Here is a 22,809-nt window from a genome sequence, read left to right as displayed (position 1 = left end):
TCAGGAGCCACCGTCAGAATCGATTTCTGCCAAAATCGCAATGCCTTACGAAAAGATCACATGCGATTCCCCTGCCCTGGAGGGGGAGGGTCGATCGCGCGCAGCGCGAGCGGGGTGGGGGTGGTCTCTCCACTCGGGCACCGCTTGCGTGGTGAGACTGTCACCCCACCCCGTCTCACATTCCGCTGCGCTCCGACGCATGCGGGGAGAGCCAACATGAAACGTCTCGGCTTCATCGCCGCGCTGCTGATCTGCAGCGCGATCCCGGCGCACGCCGACACCGACGTCTGCAACAACATGTTGAAGCAGCAGCGCGGCGACGATGCGCTGCATGTCGACAGCGCGTTCTGCGATGCGCAACTCGGCGCGCCGCAGAACGGCACGGCGACATCGGCGTAATACAAGCGCTGCATGCGCGCGCGGGGCTGGCGCTTCAGTCATACCGTTGGCGAGAAGGACGACGGCTATCCCGATCCTGATAATCCCGGTCTCGTCGGTCACGACTTCAAGATCGGCGGCTTCACGGGATCGTCCTGCTCGAATTTCTGAGCAAAGCAAAAACGTCCGGCGGCCGGATGATCCGGTGTCGCCGGCAAGCCCGTGATGCGGTCGGTGATGTCTCTAGATCATGCCGAGCACGATGGCGCAGACGAACGCCATCGCGAGGTACGCGGCGATCACGCTCAGTCTTCCGGTGAACGTCATAAGATCGCTCCCGTTGTTGTCCCCTTCGCGAGCGCATCATGGTTAACAGAGAGTCTCTCTCCGAAAAAGTCAGCGTTGCTTCCGCTCATGCCGGGCTGCTTACGCGTGTGCGCGCCAGTATGGTTAAAGAACACTGAAATCAAAGCGTTGAAGAGTCTTTAAGTAAATTCACCGAACGTGCGTGCATGACGCGCGGAGTTCGTTTGTATCTCGTCGGCTCCATCGTCCTTGTTTCGCTTGCGGGTTGCGGACGCGGCTTTTTCCAGGCCGAACGCGAACCGTGGCGGGCCGAGGCGGAAGCCGCATGCCTGAAATCGGGCGCGGTGAAAGAGGGGCCGGATCTCGTCCGCATCGACCCGATCTCGGGCCCCGGCATGTGCGGCGCCGAGTTCCCGTTGAAGGTCGCTGCCATCGGCGAAGCCTCGGGCAGCTATGGCTTTGCCGACGAGGAACTGCGCCCGCCGGCGAGTGTCGGCAGTCAGCCGCGGTGGCCGGTGACGCAGCCGCGATCGAACGCTCCGCAGAGCCAGAACTATCCATCATCCTCCTACCCACAGCGGTCGAACTATCCCGAGAGCGCGGTGCGCCAGCCCTCCGGCTATGGCAACTCGCCCGGCCCGATGTCGCTGAACGCGCCCGGCGTGGCGCAGCAAGAGGACGAGATCGACCTGCCGCCCGAAGGCACCGATGCCGCGGGCGCGGCGCGCTACATGAATGCGCCGAGCTATCCGGCACGGCCGGCACCTTACTCGCAGGCGCCTGCGCAGCAGCCGTTGCCGCGTCTTGGTCCGGCGCAGGGCAATCCCGTCATCGCCGTCGGTCCCGTTGCAGTGAAGCCGACTGCGACGCTGGCCTGCCCGATCGTCTCCGAACTGGACCGCTGGCTCGCCGATACCGTGCAGCCGTCGGCGATGCGCTGGTTCGGCGCACGGGTGGTCGAGATCAAGCAGATCTCCGCCTATTCCTGCCGCGGCATGAACGGCAACTCGCATGCCCACATTTCCGAGCACGCCTTCGGCAATGCGCTCGACATCGCCGCCTTCGTGCTCGCCGACGGTCGCCGCGTCACCGTGAAGGACGGTTGGCGCGGCATGCCGGAAGAGCAGGGGTTCCTGCGCGACGTGCAGTCGGGTGCATGCGCGCATTTCACCACCGTGCTCGCGCCGGGCTCGAACGTCTATCACTACGATCACATCCACGTGGATCTGATGCGTCGCGCCAGCCGCCGCCTGATCTGCCAGCCGGCCGCCGTCTCGGGCGACGAGGTCGCCTCGCGTGCGCAGTCGCGTAGCCCTTACGCAGGCAGACGCGATCCCTATGTCACGGGCTCGCTCGGAACGCGCAAGACCACGACGCGCAAGCAGGAAGAAGACGAGTACGCCGACGATTAAGATGACCGCCGACATCGTCCGCTATCTCACCCACCCGCAGGTGCAAATCGATCCCGCGGTACCCGTGCCGCAATGGGGCCTCAGCCCGACCGGTCGAACGCGCACCGAAGCGCTGGCGAGTGCCGGCTGGCTTGAGAACACCACGCAGATCATCTCCAGCGGCGAGCGCAAGGCGATCGAGACCGCCGGCATAATCGCAGGCAGGCTCGGCGTCATGATCGAGATCCGCGAGGCCATGCACGAGAACGATCGCTCGGCCACCGGCTTCCTGAAGCCGGCCGAGTTCGAGCAAGTCGCCGATCAGTTCTTTGCGGAACCGCATCTCAGCGTCCGCGGCTGGGAGCGCGCAATTGACGCGCAGGCCCGCATCGTACGCGAGGCCGAGGAGGTACTGGCCCGAGATCGCCCCGGCGATGTTCTCTTCGTTGGTCACGGCGCCGTCGGCACGCTGCTGTTCTGCCACACTGCCGGTCATCTCATCGATCGCGTTCACGATCAGACGGCCGGCGGCGGCAACTGCTTCGCATTCAGCCGGGAAGGGCGCCGCGTCCTGCATGGGTGGCGCAGGATGGAAGAGATCGGGGCCTAGCTCCGGGAGGCTGGACGGTCACTTCGAGGCCGGCTTCGACGGTGCGGGGACCAGCCCCATGCACAGCTGCACCTCGCCCGGAACGTTGTAGGTCCGCATGATATGGCGGCTGTCGCGCAAGCCGGACGCCTCACGTTGCACCACGAACATCCAGAGCGCCTGGCCGGCTTCCATCACCAGCTTGCGCCTCGCCGGTTGCATTGAGGCCGGTGCCTCCGAGAGCGCGTGAGCGGCGTCGAACTCGCGCAAGCGCGCGAGGCTCTGTTCGAGTGCGCTGCCCATCCGTCCAAGCGCCGAGGCCTGTTCCTGGATGATCTCGTAATGAAGGATATCGACCGGCGGGCGAAGATCACGGGACATGGCACTGAATATAGTGGTGCGGGAGCGTCCTGCGCAACGCGTAGCCCGCTCGCTGCTACTTCGCCCGGTACGCTGCCAGAAACATCCGCGTCGCGCTGTCGACCACCTCGGTCATGCGCGCTTCCGACGGCGCGGGCGCGGCCTGGAAGACGAAGGGCAGGAAGAGTGAGGCCTTGCACAGTTCCATGAACTGCGACGCCGCAAGATCGCAATCGTCGATCCTGAGATCGCCGGAAGCGACATGGATTTTGAGATACTCGGAGAGCCGGTTGATGGTCTTGTCCAGCACGCGCAGATAATAGCGGCGGCCGACATCGGGCATGCGCTCGGCGATCGCCATCACGGTGCGGATCGCCGATCCGCCGCCGGGGCGGCACAGCAAATGGATATAGGCCTGGCCAAAATCCTTCAGCGTGGTCGCGGCGTCGCGCGCGGGATCGAAATTGAACACGACCTGGCCGTGCTGGAGCGCCTCCTGCTCGAGGATGGCTTCGAACAGCGCGCATTTGTCGGCGAAGTAGACGTAGAGCGTGCCCTTGGAGACCTGCGCGGCACGCGCGATCTCGCCCATGCTGGCACCGTCGAAACCGAGATCCATGAACACCCTGCGGGCCCCGTCCAGAATCTGGCGGCGCTTGGAGCTGTCCTCTTCCTGGATGACGTGCAGATGTTCGCTGGCAGCTACAACCATTGGTTCAGCGTCTCGGAAGGTTTTTGGATCGGTCCCGGACCATGAAACCCAAATAAAGGATTCGGGCCAGTAGGGTCTGCTCGGTAACATTATGTATATTGACCGAACCGTTCGGTCAATGATATTTGGAATAGGCGGGAGGGAACCGGCCGCCTGGGCGGCCGTCCTTGGTCGCGCTTTTTTGTTGGGGAGGCCTTTATGGCCGTATCGAGAGACCAGGCTGCGCGCGTCCTTCGCCAGGAAACGGTCGAGACGCCGCCGGAGCAGGGGGCTGATGCTGCGACCGAGACATCAGCAGCACTTGCCGAGCAGTTGCGCTCTCATGTGGCGGATGAAACCAAGCGCCGCACCGCCGAGGCGCCGGAGAAGCCCGTGACCGACAGGCCGGCCGCACCAGCGCCGGAGGCGCCGGCTGCAGCCGGCGCGCCGAAGTCCGGCAAGCGCAAGTTCGTGCTGATGGGCGTTGGCCTCGTGCTGGCGCTCGCCGCCGCAAGCTATGCCGGCTACTACACGCTGGTCGGCCGCTTCTACGTTTCCACCGACGACGCCTATGTCCGCGCCAACAACACCATGCTGGGCGCGCGCGTTGCCGGCCACATCTCCTCGATCCTCGCCGGCGACAACACGACCGTGCGCGCGGGCGATATTGTCTTCCGCATCGATGACGGCGACTACAAGATCGCGGTCGATGCCGCCGCGACCCGGATCGCGACCCAGCAGGCCACCATCGATCGCATCGGCCGCCAGATTGCAGCGCTCGAGAGCCAGGTTGCACAGGCCAGGGCGCAACTCGTCTCCGCGGAAGCGGGCCTCAAGCGCGCCGATCTCGATTATGAGCGGCAGCAGGCGCTGAGCAGCAAGGGCTTTGCCTCGCGCGCCACGTTCGAAAGCTCGGAAGCCGGACGCGACCAGGGCGCCGCCGCGGTCAAGGCCGCGCAGGCCGCCTACGACGTCGCTGTCAGCAATGTCGACGTCACCAAGGCGCAGCAGGCCGAAGCGCAGGCGCAGCTCGCCGAGCTCAAGACCTCGCTCGCCAAGGCCGAGCGCGATCTCGCCTTCACCGCGGTGCGCGCGCCGGTCGACGGCACGTTCTCGAACCGCCTCGTCAGCGCCGGCGACTTCGTCGCGGTCGGCCAGCGCCTCGGCAACATCGTCCCGCTCAATGACGTCTATATCGACGCCAATTTCAAGGAAACCCAGCTCAAGCGGATCCGTCCCGGCCAGCCGGTGACGATCAAGGTCGATGCCTACGGCATGCGCAAGTTCGCCGGCGTCGTCGACAGCATCGCAGCGGGCGCGGGCTCGGTATTCACGCTGCTGCCGCCTGACAACGCCACCGGCAACTTCACCAAGATCGTGCAGCGCGTGCCGGTCCGCATCCGCGTGCCGAAGTCGGTCGCGAAGCAGAACCTGCTCCGCGCCGGCATGTCGGTCTACGCGACCGTCGACACCAACAAGGGCGCGGCCGACGCCGACAGCGAGATCGATCTCGACGATCCCACCGCGATCCACCCGCAGTAGCCACAAACCGAGCGCTGCGAGGTCAGACCATGGCCAACGCCACCACCGCTTCACCCGCCATGATGGCGAACCCCGCTTCGGAGCGCATCGCGCCGAAGCGGCTGTTCGCCTTCATCATCATGGTGTTCGGGATGTTCATGTCGATCCTGGACATCCAGATCGTCTCGGCTTCCTTGAGTGAAATCCAGGCTGGCCTGTCGGCAAGCTCCAGCGAGGTCGCCTGGGTCCAGACCGCCTATCTGATCGCCGAAGTCATCGCGATCCCGCTGTCGGGCTTCTTGTCGCGCGCTTTCGGCACGCGGCTATTGTTCGCGATCTCGGCGGCGGGCTTCACCGCCTCGAGCCTGCTCTGCGGCTTCGCCACGACGATCGAGGAGATGATCCTCTGGCGCGCGCTGCAGGGCTTTTTGGGCGCCGGCATGATCCCCACGGTGTTCGCCTCGGCATACACCGTGTTCCCGCGCTCCAAATTCCATATCGTCGGTCCCATCATCGGGCTTGTTGCAACCCTGGCTCCCACGATCGGCCCGACGGTCGGCGGCTACATCACCGACCTGATGTCGTGGAACTGGCTGTTCTTCATCAACGTCGTGCCCGGCATCGGCATCACCCTGGGCGTGCTGGCGCTGGTCGATTTCGACGAGCCGCATTTCGAGCTGCTCGACCGCTTCGACTGGTGGGGCCTGTTGTTCATGGCCGGCTTCCTCGGCACGCTGGAATATGTGCTGGAGGAAGGTCCGCAGCATGAATGGATGCAGGACACGTCCGTTGCGATCTGCGCCTGGATTTGCGCGATCTCGGCGATCGCCTTCTTCTGGCGCGTCTTCACCGCGGCCGAGCCGATCGTCAATCTGCGCACCTTCTCCAACCGCAATTTCGCCGTAGGTTGCGTCTTGCAGTTCTGCATCGGCATCGGCCTCTATGGCCTCACCTACATCTATCCGCGTTACCTCGCCGAGGTGCGCGGCTACAGCGCGTTGATGATCGGCGAGACCATGTTCGTCTCGGGCATCACCATGTTCCTGGTCGCGCCGCTGGTCGGCCGGCTCATGGTGAAGATCGACATGCGCTACATGATCGCGTTCGGCCTGATCGTGTTCGCGATCGGCTCGTACCAGATGACCTGGATCACGCGCGATTACGATTTCTACGAGCTGCTGGTGCCGCAGATCCTGCGCGGCATCGGCATGATGTTCGCGATGGTGCCGACCAACAACATCGCGCTCGGCACGCTGGCGCCCGACCGGGTGAAGAACGCCTCGGGCCTGTTCAACCTGATGCGCAATCTCGGCGGTGCGGTCGGGCTCGCCGTCATCAACACCGTGCTCAACGACCGCACCGACCTGCACATCACGCGCCTGCAGGAGCGCGTGACCTGGGGCAACGCGACCGCGACTGAAACCCTGACCATGTTCATGCAGAAGTTCCAGGGGCTCGGCGACTCCACGCTGATGGCGATGAAGCAGCTCAGCCAGATCGTGCACCGCCAGGCGGTGGTGATGAGCTTTGGCGATGCCTTCTTCGTGCTGACGGTGTTCTATCTCGGGCTCAGCCTGCTGGTGATGCTGCTGAACAAGCCGGCCGCGCTCGCCGGCGGCGGCGACGCGCACTAGGCGAGCCACATTCCCCTTCGCGGGGGATGACAGCGGAGAATGAGGCGGGGGGCAACGCGCACCTCGCACCCCCGCACCAAATTGCAACACTCGTCCGCGATCTCGCGGGAGCCCCGTTGCAAACCGGAAACGACACATCTATAAAGCGCACCTCATTTATTCGAACCGGGGAGAGATTTGCATGATTTCGTCGCATTCGCAGATCGCATTTCCGCGCTCGATGACCTTCTGGCTCGGTATGTGCTCGACCTCGTAAGAGGTCCTTTCCGCCAGCTTCGATTGGGCCAAGGTTTCGACCAAGCGTCCCGATCGCTCCACTTCCCAAGTCAAGATCAGTCCTAAGTGACGCCGTCCCGGCCTTCGCGGCCGCCTTGCGTCCATCGATGGAGCCGGCCCGCCTGAGAAGCGGCCGGATGAAGCCATGACCGCTCTTTCAAAGAAGCCCGCGGCGATACGCGTGGTCCTGCCCTTCGTGTTCCGACACTGGCTGAAGCAGCCGGGACGGACGCTTGTCGTCGTCGGCAGCCTGCTGGGCGCGACCGCTGCCGACCTGTTCATGCCGGTCTTCTCCGGACATCTGATCGATGCGCTGACGCGCGGCCCCTCCGATCCCGATGCGCGCCAGGCGGCGCTGGTGGCCTTCGGCGCCATCGTGGCGCTGGGCGCGGCTTCGATGGTGCTGCGGTTAGCAGGCTTGCAAGCCATCGTGCCGTTCACGCTGAAGCTCATGTCGGAGGTCGCGCAGGACGCCTTCATGCGCGTGCAGCGCTTCTCGACCGACTGGCACGCCAACTCCTTCGCCGGCTCCACCGTGCGCAAGATCACGCGCGGCATGTGGGCGCTTGACCTCTTGAACGACACAATCCTGCTGGCGCTGCTGCCGTCGCTGGTCGTGCTGATCGGATCGATGATCCTGCTCGGCGTGCACTGGACTTCGCTCGGCGCCGTGATCGCGCTTGGCGCGCTGGCCTATGTCACGATGACGGTGCTGTTCTCGACGCGCTACATCGCGCCGGCCGCGCGCGTCTCCAATGCCTGGGACACCAAGGTCGGCGGTACACTGGCGGATGCGCTGACGTGCAATGCCGTGGTCAAATCCTTCGGCGCGGAAGCGCGCGAGGATTCGCGGCTCGCGCGCGTCATCAGCCGCTGGCGCGTGCGGGTGCGGCGGACCTGGTTCCGCTACAACTACACGGCCATGTCGCAGCTCTCGCTGCTGCTATGCCTGCGCGCGTCCGTGATCGGCGGCTCGGTGCTGCTGTGGATGTCGGGACATGCCTCGCCCGGCGACGTCACCTACGTGCTGACGAGCTACTACGTCATCCACGCCTATTTGCGCGACGTCGGCATGCACATCAACAACCTCCAACGCTCGGTCAACGACATGGAGGAGCTGGTGGCGATCCATGACGAGCCGATCGGGATCGCCGATGCGGCCAGTGCGCGACCGATCGCGATCGAGGGCGGCGAGATCGTGTTCGACGACGTCACGTTCCACTATGGCGGCCATCGCGCGCCACTATACGACGGACTGTCGGTCACGATCCGCGCCGGCGAGCGCGTCGGGCTGGTCGGCCGCTCGGGCTCCGGCAAGACGACCTTCGTCAAGCTGGTGCAGCGTCTCTACGACGTCTCTGATGGCCGCGTGCTCATCGACGGGCAGGACATCGCTCTCGCTACGCAGCAATCGCTGCGCAGCCAGATCGCGATCGTGCAGCAGGACCCGATCCTGTTTCACCGTTCGCTGGCCGAGAACATCGCCTATGGCCGGCCCGGCGCCGGCCTGGAGGCAATCGAGCAGGCGGCGCGGCTGGCGAATGCGCACGACTTCATCCTGCGCCTGCCGAAGGGCTACGGCACGCTGGTCGGCGAGCGCGGCGTCAAACTGTCGGGCGGCGAACGTCAACGCGTGGCGCTGGCGCGCGCTTTTCTGGCCGATGCGCCGGTGCTGATCCTGGACGAGGCGACATCAAGCCTCGATTCGGAATCGGAGGCGCTGATCCAGCAGGCGATGGAGCGGCTGATGAAGGGCCGGACCTCGATCGTGATCGCGCACCGCCTGTCGACGGTGCGCAGCCTCGATCGCATTCTGGTGTTCGACCGCGGCGAGATCGTCGAGCAGGGCACGCATACCGTGCTCGCGGGCAAGTCTGGCGGCATCTATCGCGGCCTGTTCGAGCGCCAGGTGGTGGAGCTCGGGCGCATCGCGGCGGCGGAATGAGAGGCGCGCGGCAGCGGGACGAAAGTCCCGTCGCCACGTCGTCAAGGATGGAATGACATGAGAGACCTGACACGCGGCTCCATCGTGAGCCACATCTTGCACATGGCGCCTCCGATCGTGGTCGGCATGATCACGATCATGCTCTGCCAGCTCGTCGACCTGTACTTCGTCTCAAGCCTGGGCGAGGCGGCGATCGCGGGCGTCGCCGCGGCCGGCAACGCCGGCTTTCTCGTCAATGCGCTGATGCAGGTGCTCGGCGTCGGCACGGTTGCGCTGATCGCGCACGCCGTGGGACGCAAGGATCGGGACGATGCCAATCTGGTCTTCAACCAGTCGGTTGTCCTGTCGGTGCTGTTCGGGCTGCTGACATTGGTCGCGGGCTTTGCGTTGTCGCGTCCCTATATGCGCGCAGTTGCTGCCGACGACGCCACCGTCGAAGCCGGTACCGTCTATCTGCTCTGGTTCATGCCGGCGCTGGCGCTGCAATTTGCGACGCAAGTGATGGCGTCCGCGTTGCGGGCGACCGGCATCGTGCGGCCGAGCATGCTGGTGCAGGTGTTGGCCGTGGTCATCAACATAGCGCTGGCGCCGGTGCTGATCTCGGGCTGGGGCACCGGGCACGCGCTCGGTGTTGCCGGAGCGGGCCTTGCAAGCTCGATCGCCGTCTTCATCGGCGTGCTGATGCTGCTCGCCTATTTCCTCAAGCTGGAGCGTTACGTCGCCTTCCGCCCTGCGCAATGGCAGCCGCAGCTTCGGCAATGGAAGCGAATTCTCAATGTCGGCCTGCCCGCCGGCGGCGAGTTCGTGATGATCTTCATCATCATGGCCGTGGGCTATTACGTGCTGAGCGTTTTCGGCCCGGCGGCGCAGGCCGGATTTGGTATCGGGACGCGTGTCCTTGGCCTGATCCAGATGCCGGCGCTCGCCATCGCGCTCGCCGCAGGGCCGATCGCCGGCCAGAATTTCGGCGCCGGCAATGGCGAGCGCGTACGGGAGACCTTCGTCAAAGCGGCGCTCATCGCGACCGCCGTGATGATCATTTTTATGATCCTCGCGCAGCTCGGGCCGGGTTTGTTGCTTGCCGGCTTCTCGAATGATCGAGAGACGATGGCGGTTGCGTCGCTCTTTCTGCGGATCGTCTCGCTCAACATGGTAGCGCAGGGGCTGATCTTTACCTGCTCCAGCATGTTCCAGGGACTCGGCAACACCAAGCCGGTGTTGTGGAGCTCGGCAACGCGGGTCCTCACCTATTCCCTCCCGTCGATCTGGCTCTCGACGTGGCCGGGCTTCCGGATGGAGCACGTATGGTATTTGTCGATCGCGACAACAACGCTTCAGGCCGGTATGAGCCTGTGGTTGCTACACCGCGAATTCAGCAAACGCCTCGTGCCGCCGCCACGGGAGACGGTTGCGGAGCCAGTGGTCGCCGAGCCGGTCGTGCCTCCCGTGCGCGAGCCCGCGTAGCGACGGATTGAACGCATGCATGCTTGTCGCCCACTCACGGCTCCGGCTAGTTTGCCGCGCCGTGGGTCGGCGCGAATCTGCCGGGGACAGGAATGACCGAGGTGTTGAACGAGCAGGGACGAGCGTCCTGGCTCTCCGCGATCTGGGCAGCGCGCTACCGCACACCGGCCCGCTTCGTTGCGCTGGTCGCGCTGCTGCTGCCCTGGAGCACCACGGGCGTGACCTTTGCGCTCGTGCCCTGGCTGATCGCCTTTGCTTTCGTCGACCTTCGTGAATTCCCGCGCTCGCTGCTGCGCCCGGTCTGCCTGCTGCCGATCGCGCTGGTCACCCTCGCCCTCGTCGGCACGCTCTGGTCGGATGCGCCCTGGGCCGAGCGGCTGCACGCGCTCGGGCCGCCGGCAAAACTGCTGGTGATCCCGCTGCTGATCTACCAGTTCGAGCGCTGGCCCTACGGCAAATGGGTTTTTGCGGCGTTCCTGGTCTCTTGCACGCTGCTTATGCTGTACTCCTTTACTGTTGCGATCGATCCCAGGCTCTCGCTAAAGCTCTATCTGTCGCGCGGGCCCTATCAGGTCGAGAGCGGGATTGCCGTGCGCAATTATATCGACCAGAGCCAGGAATTCGCGCTCTGTGCGATCGCGCTGGTCTATCCGATCGTGACCCTGGTCCGCCGGGGCCGCGTTCGGATCGCGGTGTTGTTCGCCGTGTTGCTCGGCTTCCTCGCCAACATGATGTTCGTCGTGGTCTCGCGCACGGCGCTGGTGACGCTGCCGGTCCTGCTCGTGGTGTTTGCGCTGCTGCATCTGCGCTGGCGGGCCGCGCTCGTCGCCGGCGCTGCGACGGCGTTGGTCGCGGTAGCGCTCTGGGCCGTCTCGCCGCATCTGCGCGCGACCGTCGGCAAGTTCCAGGGCGATTATGAAAGGAGTCTGGAGGCCGAGAACAACTCGATCAGCGGCATGGGCTCACGTCTCGAATATTGGCGGAAGTCCCTTGGGTTCATCGCCGACGCGCCGCTGATCGGTCACGGCACCGGCTCGATCCGCGGTCTGTTCGCCCGCGTGGCCGCCAATCCGCACGACGACCCGCTGCGCGGCGAGATCGTCAGCAACCCGCACAATCAGACCCTCAGCAATGCCGTGCAGTGGGGCGTCGTCGGCGTGCTGGTCCTCTACGCGCTGTGGATCGCGCACCTCCTGATGTTTCGCGGCGAGGGGCTGGCCTGCTGGATCGGCATGCTGGTCGTGGTGCAGAACATGCTGTCCTCACTGCTCAACACGCATCTGTTCGATTTCACCTCGGGCTGGATCTACGTGCTCGGTGTCGGCGTCGCCGGCGGCATGGCGCTCGCTGCGAAGAAGACGTCGAGCTAGAGCGCGGCCATACTGTTCCAGACGAGGGTCAGGCCCGACAGGAACAACAGGCCGAGCACGACATCGCCAAAATGCTTGTCGTTCAGCGCGTGATAGACGCGCGCGCCGGCCCATGCGCCAATCAGCGTACCCGGAAAGGCGACCGCTGCGAGCCAGATCACCTTGAATTCGACGAAGCCCGAGGCGGTCTGCAACACCAGCGCAGCGGCGAGCACGGTGAAATTGAAGAGCTGGAAGATCCCGCGGCGCTCATGCTTGTTCCAGCCGCGGATGTTGGCCCACAGGATCGGCAGCGGCCCGGACAAGCCGGCAAGGCCGCCAAGAATGCCGCCGGCAAAGCCGATCGCACCGTCGGCGATGCGGCCGCCGAATTTGACGGCGAGGGGCGTCTTGTTGAGATAGAGCGCTGTCGAGAAGATCAGGATCAGCACGCCAACGCTCAACTTGAACACTTTTGGATCGGCGGAAGCGACCATCAGGGTTCCGAGCGGCACGCCGATCAGTCCTCCGATCAGGAATGGCCACACCAGCGACAGGTCAAAGCTCTTCCACATCGACGGCAGCGTCGAGGCCTGCGCGATCACCGAGCAGATCAGCACCAGGGGCACCGCGAGCGACGGCGGCAGGACGTAGAGCCAGATGCCGAGCGCCATCAGCGCGGTGCCGAAGCCGGCCAGCCCCGAGACGAAGCCGCCAGCCAGCGCCCCGAACAGCAGCAGCGCATAAGTGAGCGTTTCCAACAGATTGTCCTTGTCGCAACGGGCGATCCCGAACTGTTGATCGCCAACGCCCGCATAGCACGGCTGCGGCCGTGCAGGTCAATTCCAAATCCGCACGCAAGCGTGATCCCCAACCGCGGGCTTTCGCCAAAGACAGGCCTACATGATGACCGTACTTCAATCCGGACCCGCCCGACGCCATGATGCGCTCCGATTGGCCTCTTCCCCGAACGTGATGATGGAGAACGACCATGACCCGCACGAAGATTGCCGTTGTGGCCGCGCTGCTGTTTGCGGCGGCCCTGATGCCGACCATGGCGCAGGCGCAGTTTTCCGAACCCGCGGCCTATCAGGCCGCACACCCTGATCGTGACGTGCTGAACGGTGGCCAGCTCACGCCTGCGGGCAGAGCGGCGCACGGGCTGCAGGGAGTGCCGAGCGATGCCTTCGCATCGCAGGCCTATCCGTCACCTGTTGCGCCGGTCGTCCGCCCGCGTCATCGCCGTCACCACAATTGATCTAGACGATCTGCCTGGTGTCGGCGGGCCTGTGCAGCGCGCCGACCAGGATGCGCAGCGCTTCGGTCAACTCAGCCCTGTTGCGTGCCGCGCCGAGTGAGACGCGCGCCGCATGTGGCGGCGTTCCGTCCACTGTGAAGGCATCGCCGGCGACGACCGCGAGGCCATTCCGCAACAGGTAACCCGCGACGTCGGGCCGGCCCTCGGGCAACCGCAGCCATAGATGATGGGCGGCGGGCTTGGCCAGGAACTGAAATCCTTTCAGCGCGCGCTGTGCGAGTTGCTGGCGCCCAACCGCCTCGTTGCGAATGGCCGTGATGATGCGATCGGCAATGCCGCCTTCGATCCAGTGCGTCACCAGCGCGACCATCAGCGGCGCCGGCATCTGCACCGTCGCCTGCAGATAAGTCCGCATCTGCTGCTGTGCGGCGCTGTCGGGCGTGACGAGATAGGCGACGCGCAGCGCCGGCGCGATGCACTTTGACAGCGTCGTCGCGAGATACGTCCGTTCCGGAATGAGGTTGGCGATCGGCGAGGCCGCGCGATCGAGCAGCCCGTAGGCGTCGTCCTCGATCAGGATCGTGTCGGCATCGCTGATGATTTTTGCGATGGCGTCACGGCGCTCCGCGGACAGCGTCGCCGTGGTCGGATTGTGCAGCGTCGGAATGAGATAGACGGCTTTCGGCTTGTGCGCGCGGCACGCCTTCGCCAGCGCATTGGGCAGGATGCCGCCGTCGTCCATGGCGACGCTCACGAGCTTGACGCCGAGCTGGGCGGCGGCGGCCTTGATGCCGGGGAAGGTGAGCGCTTCCGTCAGCACGACATCGCCCGGCCGCGCGAGGTGCGCGAGCAGGTTGAACAGGATCGTTTGCGCGCCGGGAAAGATCACGAGCCTGTCGGCGTGCGCATGCGGCACGCGTGCGCGCATCCAGCGCGCCGCGACCTCGCGCTCATGCGTGCTGCCGCCGGGCGGCTGGTAGTTCAGGAATGCGGTCAGGCCCGATTGGGCGCGGAGGGCTTCCATCCCGGCGATGATGCGCTCGTCGAGCTGCGCTTCCAGCGGATGTGGCGGCACGTTCATCGAGAGGTCGATCGCGACCGGATGCGGCAGGTCGACCGCGCGGCGCGCGCTGGTCTCCGACACGAACGATCCCTGGCCGACGCGCGCTTCCATGATGCCGCGGCGGCGCGCCTCGGTGTAGGCGCGCGTCACCGTGGTGAGGTCGATGCCGAGTGCTTTTGCCAGCGCGCGTTGCGTCGGCAATTGCTGGCCGCGCACCAGCCGGCCCGCGGCGATGTCGGCCTCCATGGCCTCGACGATGCGCTGGTAGCGCGGGCCGCTCAGCTCCGAGATTGTAGGGCTCCAATCCATGCAATTTAGGCCCGTTCCCTTTGAATGTATGGATGCAAGACATTATTGTATGGATCAGCGAAAAGGAAGAGGTGTGGTCATGGCGACGGTCTCTCTGGCAAAGGCGATGTGGCGCGGTTTCCGGGGCAAGTGCCCGAACTGCGGCGAAGGCCATCTGTTCGGCCGTTTCCTGAAGGTCGCCGACACCTGTGACCATTGCGGCGAGGAGCTGTTCCACCAGCGCGCCGACGACTTCCCCGCTTATCTCGTGATCGTTTTGGTCGGCCATCTCGTGGTACCGGCGATCCTCGCGGTCGAGACCGCCTATGCCCCGGCCGTCTGGCTGCAACTGGCGGTGTGGCTGCCGGTGACGCTGTTTGCCTCGCTCGCACTGTTGCAACCGACCAAGGGCGCCATCGTCGGACTGCAATGGCAGATCGGCATGCACGGTTTCGAGGCGAGCAAGTTGCGGCGGGAAGCCGCCGAGCTTGCGCCGGTGCTGGTGAAGGCGGACGCGCGCGCGGCCTGAGCGGCGGCGTTTACATCGCGCGTTCGGCCGCTACACTCCATCGTACAAAGAAGAACGATGGAAACGCCGATGGCCGCACGCTCGAAGACTTTTCTGCTCTGTCATGGTGCATGGTCCGGCGGATGGGCCTGGAAGAAGATGCATCCGCTGATGGCGAAGGCCGGCCACCACCTGGTTGCGCCGACCTATACCGGGCTCGGTGAGCGCGCGCATCTGGCCAGTCCCGCGGTCGATCTGGAAACGCATATCCAGGACATCCTCAACGTCATCGCCTTCGAGGACCTCAGCGACATCGTGCTGCTCGGCCACAGCTATGGCGGCATGGTCGCGACCGGCGTCGCCGATCGTGCGCGCGAGCGCGTCACGCAACTGATCTATCTCGATGCCTTCGTGCCGCGCGACGGCCAGTCGCTGTTCGATCTCAACGAGGGCGGGCGCGAGCCGATGCGCAAGGCGGCGAGCTCCGGTGATGGCCACCGCATTCCGCCGAATCCGCCGCCCCCGGACACGCCGCAGGCCGATCTCGACTGGCTCAACGCCCGCCGCGTCGCGATGCCGATCAAATGCTTCGAGACCAAGCTGAAGCTCGAGCATGGCGAGCCGTCCATGCCGCGCAGCTACATCTACTGCAAGCGCATTCCGCCAGGCGACGTGTTTGGACAGTTCGCCAAGCGGACGAAGGGTGAGGAGGGTTGGCGCTATTTCGAGCTCGACGCCAGTCACGCGCCCAACGTGACGGCGCCGGAAGCCTTGATGGGCGCGTTGAACGAGATTGTCGCTTAGTTCGTCATTCCGGGGCGTGCGCAGCACGAACTACGATGCGCAATTGCGCATCTGAGAATCCATTTCGCCACCAACTCTGCCGCCCGATGGATTCCGGGCTCTCGCTTCGCGAGCCCCGGAATGACGACGGAGGCCAAAATGGTGAGGGGCCCGATGCGTCAGCATCGAACCCCTCGTTGCAAGATATCAGCCGGCCTGTAAGCCGGGTTCTGTAGGGCACCGTCCGCTTGCGCGAACGATACGTGACGGCCATTCCTCTGGGACCATGTTTGCACATGGCCTCGAGCAACCTACCCGGACGGCGGGCCTGACATCGCCCCGCGGCGTTATCGCTTGCGCGAACAGCCCGCTACGCCGTCCCTATTCGGTTTTGCTCCCGGTGGGGTTTACCATGCCGGCTCCGTTGCCGGATCCGCGGTGCGCTCTTACCGCACCTTTTCACCCTTACCTGCCTACGCTGCTTGCGCTGCGGAGGCTGGCGGTTCGTTCTCTGTGGCACTTTCCCTGGGGTTGCCCCCGCCGGACGTTATCCGGCACCGCATGTCAAGGGAGCCCGGACTTTCCTCCCCGGCGGCCTTTCGGCACCTGCCGGAGCGGCCGTCCGGCCGACTGACCGGTTACGCATGGAGCATTTGTGACGGTTCCGTCAAGCCGGTATCGACGGGGAGGCATCGGCCGAAATAATTTATCCTGAAGATGTCGTTTGAAGCGGGCCCGGTTCGACTGGATGTCGGCGATGCAGCCGAACAACAGGAGTTGAGCAATGCAATATCTGCTGATGATCTACCAGAACGAGGTCGAATACGCGAAGAACGACGCTGCCACGGCCCAGAAGATGATGGCGGAATACCAGACCTTCACGCAAGGCATCATCCAGAGCGGCAATTTCAAGGCCGGCGACCGGCTCCAGCCGACCACGACCGCGACGACGGTGCGCGTGCGCGACGGCAAGATGCTGGCTACCGACGGGCCGTTTGCGGAGACGCGCGAACAGCTTGGCGGCTACTATCTGGTCGAGGCCAAGGATCTCAATGCTGCGATCGAGATCGCGGCGCGCATTCCAAGCGCGCGCATCGGGTCGATCGAGGTGCGGCCGATCTGGGTGTATGAGAAGTGACGGCCGGGCCGCGCATCGACGCATGAATCCAGGCGAGATTGACAAGGTCTTCCGTGATGAGGCGGGGCGGGCGCTGGCCACCCTGATCCGCCTCGTCGGCGATTTTGATCTCGCCGAGGATGCGCTCCAGGATGCCTTCGCGGTCGCGATCGAGCACTGGTCGGCGCGCGAGATACCGGATAATCCGCGCGCCTGGCTGGTCAACGTCGCCCGCAACAAGGCGATCGACCGGGTCCGCCGCCAGATCGCGTTCCGCGGCAAGCAGCAGGCGCTCGTGCACGAGCTCGAGCTGAACGCGCAAGCGCCCGAGGAGCCGCCGGCGATGCTCGACGACGACATGCTGCGGCTGATCTTCACCTGCTGCCATCCCGCGTTTGCGCCCGAGGTCCGGGTCGCATTGACGCTGCGCACCGTCGGCGGGCTCTCGACCGCGCAGGTCGCGCGCGCCTTCCTGGTCAGCGAAGAGGCGATGGCGCAGCGCCTCGTCCGCGCCAAGCAGAAGATCAGGCTCGCCGGCATTCCCTATGAAGTGCCCGAGCGCGACGCGATGGCGGCGCGGCTCGATGGCGTGCTGGCGGTGATCTATCTCGTCTTCACCGAAGGCTATGTCGCGACGTCGGGTGCGGATCTGATGCGGCCCGACCTCCTGGCCGAGGCGATCAGGCTCGGCCGCCTGCTCGACCGGCTGATGCCCGATCGCGCCGGGATCAAGGGACTGCTGGCGTTGATGCTGCTTCACGACGCGCGCCGCGCCGGGCGCGAGACGCCGGCCGGCGACATCGTGCTGCTGGAAGAGCAGGACCGCACGCTGTGGGATCGTGCGCAGATCGAGGCCGGCCTGCGGCTGGTGGACGATGCGCTGCGCGTGCCCGGCCCGCCGCAAGCCTATGCGGTGCAGGCCGCGATCGCCGCGCTGCATGCACGCGCGCCGAGCTTTGAGGAGACCGACTGGCCGCAGATCGCCGGACTCTATGAGGTGCTGCTGCGTATCAGTCCGTCTCCGGTGATCGAGCTCAACCACGCCGCGGCGGTGTCGATGGTCGACGGTCCGGGGCGCGCGCTCGATCTCGTCGATGCGACCGCCGCGCGCGGCGGGCTTCGTGGCTATGAGCTGTTGCCCGCGGTGCGCGCGGATTTGCTGCGGCGGTTGGGGCGGAAGGATGAGGCGATGGAGGCGTATGTTGCTGCTACCGCGGCGACGCAACTGGAGCCGTTGCGGCGGCTCTACGCGCGGCGGATCAGGGAACTCGGCTAGTCGCGAAAATCTCCGTCATTGCGAGCGGAGCGAAGCAATCCAGAAGCGTTCTGCAGAGACAGTCCGGATTGCTTTGTCGCAAGAACTCCTCGCAATGACGGCCGTGTGGCTTGCGCCGTCACTTCGCCGCGACAGCCGTCGTATCCGCCGGCAGGCTCGCCAGCAGCGCCTGCAATGTCGACAGCGTCGAGTGATCCGCGACACCATCGAGCCGAGCCGGGCGGAAATGGCGCTGGAACGCGGTGACGACTTCCATCGTCGCGGCGTCGTATTTGCCGGTCAGCGGCACGCCGTAGCCGTATCGGGCGAGCGCCTGCTGCAGGCTCAGCACCTCGTCGCTGATGGTGCCGAGCATCAGGCTCTCGCCGCGCACGACCGGCGCGGGCGTGACCCAATGGCCGACGCCGGAATTGGCCAGCGAATGCCACGGAAATTTCTCGCCGGGATCCTTCTTACGCGCAGGTGCCACGTCGGAATGGCCGAGCACCCGGTGCGCCGGTACCTTGCGGCGAAGCATGATGCCGCGGCACAGCGCGATGACGGCGGCGATCTGGCGCAGCGGATATTCCGGATAGCCCCAGTCATGGCCGCGATTGATGATCTCGATGCCGATCGAGCAGGAGTTGACGTCGTCCTCGCCGGCCCAGGACGAGATGCCCGCGTGCCAGGCGCGCCTGGCCTCGGGCACGCATTGCACGATGCGGCCGTCCTCCAGCACGACGTAATGCGCCGATACTTCGGTTCCCGCGGTGCACAGCCTCGCCAGCGCGCCCTCGACATCGGGCATGCCGGTGTAGTGCAGCACGATCATGTCCGGCTGCCGTCCCTTGTTGCGGTCGCCATGGTTCGGCGAGGGAATGATGTCGGAGACGATCGAGGAATCCGGCTCGAACGTCCGCGTGTTCGCCGCGGCCTTGGGAACCGGGAGAACGCGTTGACGCTTCGAATCAGATCCAGACGGCGTGGACGGACCGGACGACATAAACAGCTCAAGTCGGAAAGAGAGTGGGCCAAGCCCTTCTCTTTACTATTCCTTTACCCTCCGCCGTGCGCAATCGCGCGGCGCGGTTAACGGATGCATTTTGGCGCATGTGTGTGGATGGAGCATCACCGACGCGTCACCTTTTCGACTTGTAACGAGCCGATCAACGCTTTCTTAACGCTAAGGGCCGTTACTGAGGATTGAAGAGCCGACCCGCGTCCGGAGGCGGCCAAAGCGTATTTTGGCTCGAAATCCCATGGCTGCCCGACAAATTCCACTGGGAACACTGGGTTGGCGGCCCGGGATGGCCGGGCTCGGTGATCGTGCTGGACAAGGGTTAGGTCGTGGAACCGCCGCGACGCGGAATCATTCGAGGCGTTATGGGCTTGTTCGTCCCCGATCTCGCTTGGACGTTCGACAGGCGCAACGCATGAACTCGGCCCCGCACATTCCTGTTCTTGGCCGTGAGGCCATCGATCATCTCGCCCCACGCGAGGGCGGGATCTATGTCGACGCCACCTTCGGCGCCGGCGGCTATAGCCGCGCCATCCTCGACGTGCCGGGAACCCGGTTGATCGCGATCGATCGCGACCGCACTGCCATCGCAGGCGGTGCCGAACTGGTCGAACGCTCCGCGGGCCGGCTGACGCTGGTCGAGGACCGCTTCTCCAATCTCGCCGAGGTCTGTGCGGCGCAAGGCGTCGAGACGATCGACGGCGTCGTGATGGATGTCGGGGTCTCCTCGATGCAACTCGACCAGGCAGGCCGCGGCTTTTCGTTCCGTCTCGACGGTCCGCTCGACATGCGGATGGGGCAGGCGGGGCCGACGGCGGCCGAAATCATCGCGCGCGCCTCCGAAAGCGATCTCGCCGACATCATCTACCTCCTTGGTGAGGAGCGGCAGTCGCGCCGCATCGCCCGCGCCATCGTCGCGGACCGGCAGGAGACGCCGTTCACGACAACGCGCGCGCTCGCCGATCTCGTCGGCAGGGTCGTGCGCTCAAAGCCCGGCGACATTCATCCCGCGACGCGCACGTTCCAGGCGCTGCGCATCTTCGTCAATGAAGAGCTCGAGGAACTCCAGACCGCGCTGACTGCTGCCGAGCGCGTGCTCAGGCCGGACGGCCGCCTCGTGGTGGTTTCGTTCCATTCGCTCGAAGACCGCATCGTCAAGAATTTCCTTAGCCTGCGTTCGAAGACCGGCGGCGGCTCGCGGCATCTGCCGGAAGTGGCGCAAACCGCACCGACCTTCCAGCTGCTGACGCGACGGCCAGTGGTCGCCGGCGAAGAGGAGGTCGCGCATAATCCGCGCGCGCGTTCAGCAAAGCTGCGCGCGGCCGAGCGAACCTCCGCGCCCGTGCATGAGGACAGCGAGCAATCGTCCTGGCCAAAGCTCTCCGACGTGATGAGAGGTGGCTAGCGCATGCGCTTCATCCACCTCCTCGTCATCGGCGCGCTGATCTTTGCGGCGGCCTATGTCTACCGGATCAAGATGGACTCCACGGCGCGCACCGAGAAAGTGCTGCGGCTGCATGCGGAGATCCGCGAGCAGCGCGATGCGATCGCGTCGCTGCGTTCCGAATGGGCCAAGCTCGATGCGCCCTTGCGCCTGCAGGGCCTGTCCGATCGGCATCTGCCGCTCAAGCCGGTCAACGGCACGCAATATGACTCGCTGAAGAACCTGCCGGAGCGCCCGCCGCGGATGTTCAGGCCGGGCGAGCCGGATCCGATCGGGGCCATGCTCAACACCATCGAAGCCGCGAGCGATCCGGATACCGTGACGGGCTCCCTGCCTCAGCCCGAGGACAAGCAATGAGCGCTGTGACCCCGGCCAAACCCAAGCCGACTGAGCCCTGGCGGCAGCGGCTGATCCGCAGCCTGCTCTACGGGCGCAACGTCGACCGCGCCGCGAAGGCCCGCGCGCGCGTGGGCCTCGCCATGCTCGCCTTCACCTCGGTCTACGTCCTGATCGGCGGCCGGCTCGTGATGTTCGCGATCGGTGCCGACGCCCACAGCGCGCGCCGTGCTGCCGCGCAAGAGGTGGTCGCGACTGCGCGGCCGGACATCGTCGACCGCAACGGCGCGATCCTCGCAACCGACGTCAAGGCGGCAAGCCTGTTCGGCGAGCCGCGTCGCATCATCGACAAGGACGAGGCGATCGAGCTTCTGACCGCCACCGTGCCCGATCTCGACGAAGCCGAGGTCCGCGAGCGCCTGTCGTCGCGCAAAGGCTTCGTCTGGCTCAAGCGCGAGGTCACGGCGAAGCAGCAGCAGGACATCCATAAGCTCGGCGTTCCCGGTATCGGCTTCCTGCGCGAGAACAAGCGCGTCTATCCGACCGGCAACGAGGTCGCCCACCTCATCGGTCTCGTCAACATCGATAACCAGGGCATCGCTGGCATGGAGAAGTGGCTCGACAACCAAGGGCTCGCCGATCTCCACCGCGCCGGCTTTGCCACCGACCGGCTGCAAAAGCCGATCGAGCTCTCGATCGATCTGCGCGTCGAGCACGCGCTGCGTGACGAACTGCTGAAGGCCAAGGAGAAGTACCACACCAAGGCCGCTTCCGGCATCGTCTCCAATGTCAAGACGGGCGAGATCGTAGCGATGGTCTCGCTGCCGGATTTCGACCCGAACAATCCGAAGGAAGCGCACGACCCCGACCGCATCAACCGTCTGACCACCGGCGTCTACGAGATGGGCTCGACCTTCAAGGCGTTCACGCTGGCGATGGCGCTCGATTCCGGAAAGATCAATTTGAACTCGTCGTGGGATGCGCGCGGGAACCTGCACTACGGCAAGTTCACCATCCACGACAGCCATCCGCTCGGACGTTTCATCAACACCAAGGAAGTGTTCACCTACTCGTCCAACATCGGCGCCGCGCGGATCGCGCTCGGCCAGGGCGTCGAGGCGCACAAGGCGTTCCTCGCCAAGATGGGCCAGTTGACGCGGCTCCGCACCGAGCTGCCGGAGAGCGCGGCTCCGCTGGTGCCGCGCCGCTGGGGTGAGTTGAACACCGTCACCATCGCGTTCGGCCAGGGCATGTCGGTGGCGCCACTCCAGGCGGTGATGGGCATCAACGCGCTGGTGAACGGCGGCTACCTGATTCCACCGACCTTCATGAAGCGCAGCCCGGAGGAAGCTGCGGCGATGGCCAAGCGCGTCATCAAGACGGAGACCAGCGACAAGATGCGGTTCCTGATGCGCCTCAACGCCGAAATCGGAACCGCCAAGACCGCCGACGTGAAGGGCTACTATGTCGGCGGCAAGACCGGCACCTCCGAAAAGGTCATCAACGGCCGCTACGCTAAGAAGCGCGTGCTCAACTCGTTCACTGCCATCATGCCGTGCGACGATCCGAAGTATCAGATCCTGATCATGCTGGACGAGCCGCAGGCGATCCCTGAAACGAAGGGTTTCATCACCTCGGGCTGGAACGCGGTGCCGACCGGCGGCAAGGTGATCGAGCGGATCGCACCGCTTCTGGGCGTCGAGCCACGGTTCGATTTGCCGCCGTCCGAGCGCCTTATTCTTGCAGCATCCAGGACAACCCAGTAATCAACTGGGTAGGCCATCGCCGCCGCTGAGTCGGGGTTTTTCCGAAGATTCGGCTTTCCGGCACGGCAT

At 65.2% G+C, this 22,809-nt stretch carries 22 protein-coding genes and 1 other RNA gene; 17 read left to right on the top strand and 6 right to left on the bottom strand.

The features are described 5' to 3' along the window. Window positions 1-216 precede the first annotated feature (216 nt). The 4 genes from JQ627_RS32255 (at window position 217) to JQ627_RS32240 (ending at window position 2,685) form a co-directional block, all read left to right on the top strand. Complete coding sequence (locus JQ627_RS32255; RefSeq protein WP_212488390.1) at window positions 217-399, top strand: hypothetical protein; 183 nt, start codon at window positions 217-219, stop codon at window positions 397-399. A 12-nt stretch (window positions 400-411) separates the two neighbouring features. Beyond that, entirely contained in the window at window positions 412-549 is a 138-nt protein-coding gene (locus JQ627_RS32250) for a hypothetical protein (protein ID WP_212488389.1), read from the top strand. 341 nt (window positions 550-890) lie between these two features. Then, window positions 891-2,096: an extensin family protein gene (locus JQ627_RS32245; RefSeq protein WP_212488388.1), complete on the top strand. Its 1,206-nt coding sequence runs from the start codon at window positions 891-893 to the stop codon at window positions 2,094-2,096. Between the two features lies 1 nt (window position 2,097). Continuing rightward, complete coding sequence (locus JQ627_RS32240) at window positions 2,098-2,685, top strand: histidine phosphatase family protein (protein WP_212488387.1); 588 nt, start codon at window positions 2,098-2,100, stop codon at window positions 2,683-2,685. An 18-nt stretch (window positions 2,686-2,703) separates the two neighbouring features. Here the strand turns inward: JQ627_RS32240 and JQ627_RS32235 are convergent, their stop codons facing one another. Both JQ627_RS32235 and JQ627_RS32230 read right to left on the bottom strand, forming a co-directional pair. After that, window positions 2,704-3,045, bottom strand: a complete 342-nt coding sequence (locus tag JQ627_RS32235) for a DUF6665 family protein (protein WP_212488386.1) — start codon at window positions 3,043-3,045, stop codon at window positions 2,704-2,706. A gap of 55 nt (window positions 3,046-3,100) precedes the next feature. Further along, the gene (locus JQ627_RS32230; RefSeq protein WP_212488385.1) at window positions 3,101-3,736 is read right to left on the bottom strand and encodes a TetR/AcrR family transcriptional regulator; all 636 of its coding nucleotides are present in this window, start codon (window positions 3,734-3,736) and stop codon (window positions 3,101-3,103) included. Window positions 3,737-3,934: 198 nt separating this feature from the next. Here JQ627_RS32230 and JQ627_RS32225 point away from each other — a divergent pair, with 198 nt between their 5' ends. The 5 genes from JQ627_RS32225 (at window position 3,935) to JQ627_RS32205 (ending at window position 11,925) form a co-directional block, all read left to right on the top strand. Beyond that, window positions 3,935-5,257 (top strand): HlyD family secretion protein, encoded by a 1,323-nt coding sequence (locus tag JQ627_RS32225; RefSeq protein ID WP_212488384.1) that lies wholly within the window; start codon window positions 3,935-3,937, stop codon window positions 5,255-5,257. A 29-nt stretch (window positions 5,258-5,286) separates the two neighbouring features. Next, window positions 5,287-6,870: a DHA2 family efflux MFS transporter permease subunit gene (locus JQ627_RS32220; RefSeq protein ID WP_212488383.1), complete on the top strand. Its 1,584-nt coding sequence runs from the start codon at window positions 5,287-5,289 to the stop codon at window positions 6,868-6,870. A gap of 421 nt (window positions 6,871-7,291) precedes the next feature. Further along, window positions 7,292-9,091: an ABC transporter ATP-binding protein gene (locus JQ627_RS32215; RefSeq protein ID WP_212488382.1), complete on the top strand. Its 1,800-nt coding sequence runs from the start codon at window positions 7,292-7,294 to the stop codon at window positions 9,089-9,091. 57 nt (window positions 9,092-9,148) lie between these two features. Beyond that, complete coding sequence (locus JQ627_RS32210) at window positions 9,149-10,555, top strand: MATE family efflux transporter (protein WP_212488381.1); 1,407 nt, start codon at window positions 9,149-9,151, stop codon at window positions 10,553-10,555. Between the two features lie 92 nt (window positions 10,556-10,647). Continuing rightward, window positions 10,648-11,925, top strand: coding sequence for an O-antigen ligase (locus JQ627_RS32205; RefSeq protein WP_212488380.1), 1,278 nt, complete (start codon window positions 10,648-10,650; stop codon window positions 11,923-11,925). Here the strand turns inward: JQ627_RS32205 and JQ627_RS32200 are convergent. Further along, entirely contained in the window at window positions 11,922-12,665 is a 744-nt protein-coding gene (locus tag JQ627_RS32200; protein ID WP_212488379.1) for a sulfite exporter TauE/SafE family protein, read from the bottom strand. The genes JQ627_RS32205 and JQ627_RS32200 overlap by 4 nt on opposite strands. A 230-nt stretch (window positions 12,666-12,895) precedes the next feature. On the opposite strand from JQ627_RS32200, the gene JQ627_RS32195 reads away from it, so the two are divergent. Then, entirely contained in the window at window positions 12,896-13,162 is a 267-nt protein-coding gene (locus JQ627_RS32195; protein WP_212488378.1) for a hypothetical protein, read from the top strand. Window position 13,163: 1 nt separating this feature from the next. Here the strand turns inward: JQ627_RS32195 and JQ627_RS32190 are convergent, their stop codons facing one another. After that, the gene (locus JQ627_RS32190; RefSeq protein ID WP_212488377.1) at window positions 13,164-14,534 is read right to left on the bottom strand and encodes a PLP-dependent aminotransferase family protein; all 1,371 of its coding nucleotides are present in this window, start codon (window positions 14,532-14,534) and stop codon (window positions 13,164-13,166) included. Window positions 14,535-14,613: 79 nt separating this feature from the next. On the opposite strand from JQ627_RS32190, the gene JQ627_RS32185 reads away from it, so the two are divergent. Beyond that, window positions 14,614-15,042, top strand: a complete 429-nt coding sequence (locus JQ627_RS32185; protein WP_212488376.1) for a DUF983 domain-containing protein — start codon at window positions 14,614-14,616, stop codon at window positions 15,040-15,042. Between the two features lie 69 nt (window positions 15,043-15,111). Next, complete coding sequence (locus JQ627_RS32180) at window positions 15,112-15,825, top strand: alpha/beta fold hydrolase (protein WP_212488375.1); 714 nt, start codon at window positions 15,112-15,114, stop codon at window positions 15,823-15,825. A 182-nt stretch (window positions 15,826-16,007) separates the two neighbouring features. Here the strand turns inward: JQ627_RS32180 and rnpB are convergent. Beyond that, window positions 16,008-16,438, bottom strand: an RNA gene (gene rnpB, locus JQ627_RS32175) — RNase P RNA component class A. A gap of 150 nt (window positions 16,439-16,588) precedes the next feature. Between rnpB and JQ627_RS32170 the strand changes: the two genes are divergently transcribed. Together JQ627_RS32170 and JQ627_RS32165 are read left to right on the top strand one after the other, a co-directional pair. Beyond that, complete coding sequence (locus JQ627_RS32170; RefSeq protein WP_212488374.1) at window positions 16,589-16,942, top strand: YciI family protein; 354 nt, start codon at window positions 16,589-16,591, stop codon at window positions 16,940-16,942. A 22-nt stretch (window positions 16,943-16,964) separates the two neighbouring features. Beyond that, window positions 16,965-18,197: an RNA polymerase sigma factor gene (locus JQ627_RS32165; RefSeq protein ID WP_212488373.1), complete on the top strand. Its 1,233-nt coding sequence runs from the start codon at window positions 16,965-16,967 to the stop codon at window positions 18,195-18,197. 118 nt (window positions 18,198-18,315) lie between these two features. Here the strand turns inward: JQ627_RS32165 and JQ627_RS32160 are convergent, their stop codons facing one another. Then, window positions 18,316-19,179, bottom strand: coding sequence for an N-acetylmuramoyl-L-alanine amidase (locus JQ627_RS32160; protein WP_212488372.1), 864 nt, complete (start codon window positions 19,177-19,179; stop codon window positions 18,316-18,318). 430 nt (window positions 19,180-19,609) lie between these two features. On the opposite strand from JQ627_RS32160, the gene rsmH reads away from it, so the two are divergent. From rsmH to JQ627_RS32145, 3 genes are read left to right on the top strand one after another with little or no spacing between them, the layout of a single operon-like run. Continuing rightward, window positions 19,610-20,599, top strand: a complete 990-nt coding sequence (rsmH, locus tag JQ627_RS32155; RefSeq protein WP_212488371.1) for a 16S rRNA (cytosine(1402)-N(4))-methyltransferase RsmH — start codon at window positions 19,610-19,612, stop codon at window positions 20,597-20,599. Window positions 20,600-20,602: 3 nt separating this feature from the next. Next, window positions 20,603-20,995: a hypothetical protein gene (locus JQ627_RS32150; RefSeq protein ID WP_212488370.1), complete on the top strand. Its 393-nt coding sequence runs from the start codon at window positions 20,603-20,605 to the stop codon at window positions 20,993-20,995. Further along, window positions 20,992-22,740 carry a penicillin-binding protein 2 gene (locus JQ627_RS32145; protein ID WP_212488369.1) on the top strand — a complete coding sequence of 583 codons (1,749 nt, stop codon included), beginning with the start codon at window positions 20,992-20,994 and terminating at the stop codon, window positions 22,738-22,740. The genes JQ627_RS32150 and JQ627_RS32145 overlap by 4 nt, the downstream gene beginning before the upstream one ends. Window positions 22,741-22,809 lie beyond the last annotated feature (69 nt).

It is taken from the genome of Bradyrhizobium liaoningense (genome assembly GCF_018130785.1).
Lineage (GTDB): Bacteria > Pseudomonadota > Alphaproteobacteria > Rhizobiales > Xanthobacteraceae > Bradyrhizobium > Bradyrhizobium liaoningense_A.
This window is presented reverse-complemented; position numbering and strand designations above follow the sequence as displayed.